This window comes from Roseibium sp. RKSG952, from assembly GCF_009711355.1.
Map to the genome: position 1 here is coordinate 1 of NZ_SMMF01000737.1, position 5,887 is coordinate 5,887.

General features: G+C 56.5%; 6 protein-coding genes. 2 read left to right on the forward strand and 4 right to left on the reverse strand.

The features are described from left to right. Window positions 1-277: 277 nt before the first annotated feature. The 4 genes from E1297_RS05150 to E1297_RS05165 all read right to left on the reverse strand — a co-directional run bounded on the left by E1297_RS05150 (window position 278) and on the right by E1297_RS05165 (window position 2,660). Entirely contained in the window at window positions 278-850 is a 573-nt protein-coding gene (locus E1297_RS05150) for a cob(I)yrinic acid a,c-diamide adenosyltransferase (protein ID WP_155134797.1), read from the reverse strand. 1 nt (window position 851) lies between these two features. After that, window positions 852-1,055: a twin transmembrane helix small protein gene (locus E1297_RS05155; RefSeq protein WP_155134799.1), complete on the reverse strand. Its 204-nt coding sequence runs from the start codon at window positions 1,053-1,055 to the stop codon at window positions 852-854. A 78-nt stretch (window positions 1,056-1,133) separates the two neighbouring features. Beyond that, window positions 1,134-1,961 carry an SDR family NAD(P)-dependent oxidoreductase gene (locus E1297_RS05160; RefSeq protein WP_155134802.1) on the reverse strand — a complete coding sequence of 276 codons (828 nt, stop codon included), beginning with the start codon at window positions 1,959-1,961 and terminating at the stop codon, window positions 1,134-1,136. 69 nt (window positions 1,962-2,030) lie between these two features. Further along, complete coding sequence (locus E1297_RS05165; protein WP_209015651.1) at window positions 2,031-2,660, reverse strand: SH3 domain-containing protein; 630 nt, start codon at window positions 2,658-2,660, stop codon at window positions 2,031-2,033. A gap of 200 nt (window positions 2,661-2,860) precedes the next feature. Here E1297_RS05165 and E1297_RS05170 point away from each other — a divergent pair, with 200 nt between their 5' ends. Both E1297_RS05170 and E1297_RS49075 read left to right on the forward strand, forming a co-directional pair. Further along, the gene (locus E1297_RS05170) at window positions 2,861-5,209 is read left to right on the forward strand and encodes a DNA topoisomerase IV subunit A (protein ID WP_155134805.1); all 2,349 of its coding nucleotides are present in this window, start codon (window positions 2,861-2,863) and stop codon (window positions 5,207-5,209) included. A gap of 98 nt (window positions 5,210-5,307) precedes the next feature. Further along, window positions 5,308-5,887: hypothetical protein (locus tag E1297_RS49075; protein WP_196223197.1), on the forward strand; the 580-nt coding region annotated here is incomplete at its 3' end.

Sequence of the window (5,887 nt, forward strand, 5' to 3'; positions counted from 1 at the left end):
CGAGTACCTTCATTTCTGCGCTTGCTCCTTACAAAAACGGTAAGCCGCGTAGCGACTCCACCAATGCTCTCGTTGGCTTAGATAACGGGTCATGTGGCCCCGCAACAGGGCAAAATCGTCACGTCATGGCGTCGGGACGTCGCGTTTCGTTATTTTTTACGTGAGGGCACGAAACAAAGTTTCCTTCGGACTGCGCTCTGATCTTAGTTCAACCCAAACCAGAGCGCGAGTTTACGTCTTTCCAAGTGCTCCAAAAACGCGAGCCACACCCGGGCCTTCAGCGGTTCGCGCCAGGTACCCACAGCACGTCGTCGCGCCCACCGTTATTGGCGCAACGTGCCGCAACAAAGAACCAGTCGCTCAGGCGGTTCAGGTATTTCACGGCCACCGCGTTAACGGGTTCCATATTGGTTAGTTCGACGGCAAGACGCTCAGCGCGACGCGACACGGTTCTGCAAACATGAAGGTGGGCGGCGAGTTTTGACCCGCCAGGCAGAATAAAGCTACGCAGCGGTTCAAGCGTTTCATTCATCGCATCAATCTCAGCTTCCAACCGGTCGATCTGGGTCGGTACGATGCGAAGGGGCGGGTAGTCCGCTTCGGCATCCTGTTCCATGTCGGGGCGGCAAAAATCTGCGCCAAGATCGAACAGGTCGTTCTGGATACGGGCCAGTGCCGCATCAAAATCACCGTCAGCTTCCAGGCGTGCGACGCCGACGAAAGCATTCAATTCATCGACAGTGCCATAGGCGGCCACGCGCCCCGAATACTTGGCGACACGTTCACCGTTGCCCAGTGCCGTTTTTCCGTCATCGCCCGTGCGGGTATAGATTTTGTTCAGTACGACCATCTTATTGCACTCCCTGTCCGCGCAAATAGACGTAGAGCACGATCAGCACCACGGCAATGAACTGAAAGAGAATGCGAAGTTGCATCATCTTGTTGCTTTTCTTGGCGGCTGCCATGCCACCTTTGCCAAAATTGGCAATGCCCAAAGCCAGCACGACGACAACTGCCGCCATGGCCAGCAACAAGACGACCATCATAAGGTCCATAAATCCACCGTCCGCGTTTTTGTTGCGTTTGGCCTCATCTAGCCCTGATGAGGCAAAATGCGAACAGGTAATTTCGTCTCAGACGCCCGAAAGGATGCGGTCGATCGCCCCGGTCGGCAGGATGCGTCGCAAGTATCCGGCGATGTATGTAGGTGTTGTCACATAGTAACGTGATTTCGGGTTCTTTGCTTCAACCGCTTTGGCAAGCTTGTCGGTGACAGAAGAAGCGGGCAATTCAAACTTGTCCGGGCCCGAATCCTCGTAAAGGCGTTTGAGAAGTGAGCCTTCATATTTGTCGCGCAGAGCAGATGACTCCCAGTCAATAAAGCGTTCGAAGACTGGAATTGCCTTTTCGCGCAGTTTGGACGTGATTGGACCAGGCTCGATCAGGATCACCTTGATGCCTGTGTCCCGAAGTTCCAATCGCATCGTGTCGGTCAGACCCTCGATGGCATACTTGGTCGCGACATAGGCTCCGCGCCAAGGGAACGCGACAAGGCCAAGTACTGAAGAGCATTGCACGATGCGACCATGGCCTTGTTCTCGCATAACGGGAATAACCTGGCGGGTCAGTTCGTGCCAGCCAAAGACATTTGTTTCAAAGATGTGGCGTAGTCCATCCGTTGGAACATCTTCTACAGCCCCTGGCAGCCCGTGCGCGCCATTGTTGAAAAGCGCATCCAATGTTCCGCCTGTTGCCTCAATAACCTCTGCCAAACCTGAGGTAATGCTCTCAGTATCGGTATAGTCTATGCGAGGGCTTTCAAATCCTTGGGCCCGCAAGCGGTCACAATCGCGCTGCTGCCTGCACGAGGCAAAAACACGCCAGCCGCGCGCACGCATTCCGTGTGCCGCGTCCAGTCCGATTCCGGAAGAGCAGCCTGTAATTAGGATGGATTTTTGCATGACCTACCCAAAGATGTACCTCGCTCATAGCTATTGCGAGGTCTTCGGTCGCGCAATGTCACCTCTGCGTCAGTTCGGGATTTTTCGGATCAGTGAGGCCGAAATCCAGCCAACCTGTTGCTCTGGCAACACGCGCAGGCGCAGCCAACCTGTTCCGGATTCACTTAGGACTTCGACTTTTTGGCCAATTCTTGCCTTGCCGATGATTGGATAGATCGTTCCGGGGCCGTCACGCATGTTCACACGTGTACCCGATACCTCACGTATATCTTTTTCCGGTTCTGCGGGGACGGGGGTCTCGGCTGTTTCGTCTAGGGGCGCAGGGGCGACTTGTTGCAAACCGGCGGCGCCCTGTTCCAGCGAGGCCAGAGTAAACGTAGCACCATCATCATCGAACAACGTCAGATTGGTGCTCAGGCCCGAAGCTACCTGCGACAGTAGCGCATCTGTATCTGCCTCGTTCAGAGGAGATTCTGGTTCAGCTTGTGGCTCAGCCGGTTTGATGGGGCGCAGAGCAGCCCGAGTAACCAATTCTTCAGCCGGAGCAGCAACCAGAGGTTTCGGTTTTGGCTTCGGCGCTGATGCAATTTGTTGTGGTTGATCGCTGCGCATACCGCGCGGTTCAAAATCTGGTCCTCCGCTCATCACGTAGAAGGTCCAGCCAAGCATGGCAAAGGTAACAAGTATCAGGCGCGTCATGGCGCATCCCCCGGTAATCGCAACATCAAAAAATAGGCAGCAGTTCAATTGATGAGATCCTACCATATTTCGCGTGATGAGTCGAAAAAGCGGGGAAATCCGGGACTTGTCTCCCCCTGTTGCAAAAAGCGCGACTTGTCCCCAGCAAAATATGCTGTGCTTGCTTTACCAGCGGGCTCTTGCGGCGTATCACATCATATATGAACGATACGATTGACGACCCCAATATGGAGACCCCTGAGAACGGGGGCGAGATAGCCGAGCCACTGCGCCGCGCGATTGGCGAACGCTATCTGACCTATGCGCTGTCCACCATCATGCACCGGGCGTTGCCCGATGCGCGCGACGGATTGAAGCCGGTTCATCGGCGAATCCTCTATGCGATGAGAGAGCTGCGACTCAGCGCAACCGGAGGGTTCCGTAAGTCTGCGAAGATTTCCGGCGACGTGATGGGTAACTATCACCCGCATGGTGACGCAGCGATTTATGATGCGATGGCGCGTCTGGCGCAGGACTTCAACGTCCGCTACCCGCTGGTCGACGGGCAGGGGAATTTCGGCAATATCGACGGCGATAACCCGGCGGCCTCGCGATACACCGAGGCGCGGATGACCATCGTGGCCGAAGCGCTGCTTGAGGGTCTGAACGAAGACGCCGTTGATTTCCGTGACAACTATGACGGCACGCTGACCGAGCCGGTCGTGCTGCCCGCGCAGTTCCCGAACCTGCTGGCCAATGGCGCCAGCGGTATCGCGGTGGGCATGGCGACGAATATCCCGCCGCACAATATTGCCGAGCTGTGTGACGCTTGTCTGCACCTGATCAAGACGCCCGATGCGCGCGATGACACGTTGTTGAACTACGTGCCCGGTCCGGATTTCCCGACCGGCGGCGTGATTGTGGAGCCGCCCGAGAACATTGCTCAGGCCTATCGCACCGGGCGTGGTTCATTCCGTCTGCGTTGTAAATACGAAGTCGAGGATCTGGGCCGTGGCCAGTGGCAGATCATCGTTACCGAGATTCCCTACCAGGTTCAGAAATCCAAGCTGATCGAAAAGATCGCGGAACTGATCCAGACCAAGAAAATCCCGATCCTCGCCGATGTGCGCGACGAATCCGCCGATGATATTCGCCTGATCCTTGAGCCGCGTTCCAAGAACGTGGACCCTGAGGTTCTTATGGGCATGCTATACCGCAACTCGGACCTTGAGGTGCGGTTCAGCCTGAACATGAACGTGTTAATCGACGGCGTGACGCCCAAGGTCTGCTCGATGAAGGAAGTGCTGCGCGCCTTCCTCGATCACCGGCAAGAGGTGCTGATCCGCCGTTCGCGTCACCGTATGGCGAAGATCGACCACCGGCTTGAGGTGTTGGAGGGCTTTATCGTTGCCTTCCTTAACCTCGACCGCGTGATCGACATCATCCGCTACGACGACGACCCCAAAGCCGCGCTGATGCGCGAGGATTGGGGGATCGACCATGTCCGCGCGACCAGCGAGGCCGACTATGTTTCGCCCAAACCGGGTGAGGGCGAGTTGTCCGAGGTTCAGGTCGACGCCATTCTCAACATGCGCCTGCGCAGCTTGCGCCGTCTCGAAGAGATGGAGCTGGTGCGTGAGCGTGACGCGTTGATGCTGGAGCGGGCCAATCTCGAAGATCTGCTTGCCGATCCGGCCCTGCAATGGGCCAAGATCGCCGAGCAGTTGAAAGAGACCAAGAAGACCTTCGGCAAAGACTACGAAGGCGGTGAGCGCAGGACCCAGTTCGCCGAGGCGGGGCAGGTCGAGGAAGTGCCGCTTGAGGCTATGATCGACAAAGAACCGATCACGGTTGTCTGCTCTCAGATGGGCTGGATTCGTGCTATGACCGGCCATATCGATCTGAAGCGCGAGCTGAAGTTCAAAGATGGCGACGGCCCGCGTTTCATCTTCCACGCAGAAACGACCGACCGTCTGCTGGTTTTTGCCTCCAATGGCCGGTTCTACACGGTCAGTGCCGCAAACCTGCCGGGCGGGCGTGGCATGGGTGAGCCTTTGCGTCTGATGGTTGATCTACCGAACGAAGCGCAGATAATCGACATCCTGATCCACAAGCCAGGGCGGAAGCTGTTGGTGGCTTCGGACGCAGGCAACGGGTTCATGGTGCCCGAGGATGACGTGCTGGCGCAGACCCGAAACGGCAAACAGGTTCTGAACGTCAAAGGCGATGAGACCGCGATGATCTGTAAGCCGATTGCGGGCGATCACGTTGCCGTCGTGTCGCAAAACGGCAAGTTCCTTGTGTTTCCAACCGAAGAGCTACCAGAGATGACCCGTGGTAAGGGTGTGCGCCTGCAGAAGTACAACATGGCGCGTGGGCGACAGGGTACTCTGGAACTGGATGGTGGATTGTCGGACATCACCACATTCAACTGGGAAGAGGGACTGAAATGGTCCATGGGCGGCGACAAGACCCGCCACGAGGCTGACATGAGCCAATGGTTGGCCAAGCGCGCAAGTGTCGGGAAAAAGCCGCCTTATGGCTTCCCGCGGGACTATAAGTTTTCGTGATCAGGCAGCCACAACAGTGAAATTCCGCCGATACGGCTTGGCACAGACCGTATCGGTGCGCTAGATCAAAGAAAAACAGGCCTATCGAGAAGAGACACATGCTGCGCATTCTGACCCTGATCACCGGACTAGCCCTGATGGGCGCGTGTACACAGACGCAGGTCTATGAAGAACCCGAAAGCCTTGGGGAATTCAAACTGCGCGTGAACTACGCCTTCGCTGAAAAAGCCAAAAAGGGACCGGTTTCGCGGGATGCCACTTCGAAAGAATGGGAAGACGCCATTCAGAATGCCGTCGATATTCGGTTGGGCCGCTACGCTGGCGCGCAGGAATACGACATCGGGATCAGTCTTGAGGGTTACATGTTGGCCCCTCCGGGAATTCCGGTGATCTACAACCCCAAAAGCACGGCGATCGTTCTGGTCAACGTCTATGACGTGAAGAAAAAAGAGTTCCTCGCCAAGGGCAAACAGTTTCAGGTTCTCGAAGACACAACCGGCGGCAGCGCTCTGAAAGGGTCTGGCCACGAACGGACCAGAGAAGAGCAGATGAGCGGTCTCGCTCTCAAAGTGGCCGACCGGGTTGAAGAGTGGCTGGCCGAAGAACACAAGGACAATGGCTGGTTCGACAGGCGGCCCGACCTGATCCAACCACTGGATTCCGTCGAGGTAACGCAAA

Coding starts and splice junctions, on each gene's coding strand:
- E1297_RS05155 (WP_155134799.1), bottom strand. CDS start 1,055: ATGGACCTTATGATGGTCGTCTTGTTGCTGGCCATGGCGGCAGTTGTC.
- E1297_RS05160 (WP_155134802.1), bottom strand. CDS start 1,961: ATGCAAAAATCCATCCTAATTACAGGCTGCTCTTCCGGAATCGGACTG.
- E1297_RS05170 (WP_155134805.1), top strand. CDS start 2,861: ATGAACGATACGATTGACGACCCCAATATGGAGACCCCTGAGAACGGG.
- E1297_RS05165 (WP_209015651.1), bottom strand. CDS start 2,660: ATGACGCGCCTGATACTTGTTACCTTTGCCATGCTTGGCTGGACCTTC.
- E1297_RS05150 (WP_155134797.1), bottom strand. CDS start 850: ATGGTCGTACTGAACAAAATCTATACCCGCACGGGCGATGACGGAAAA.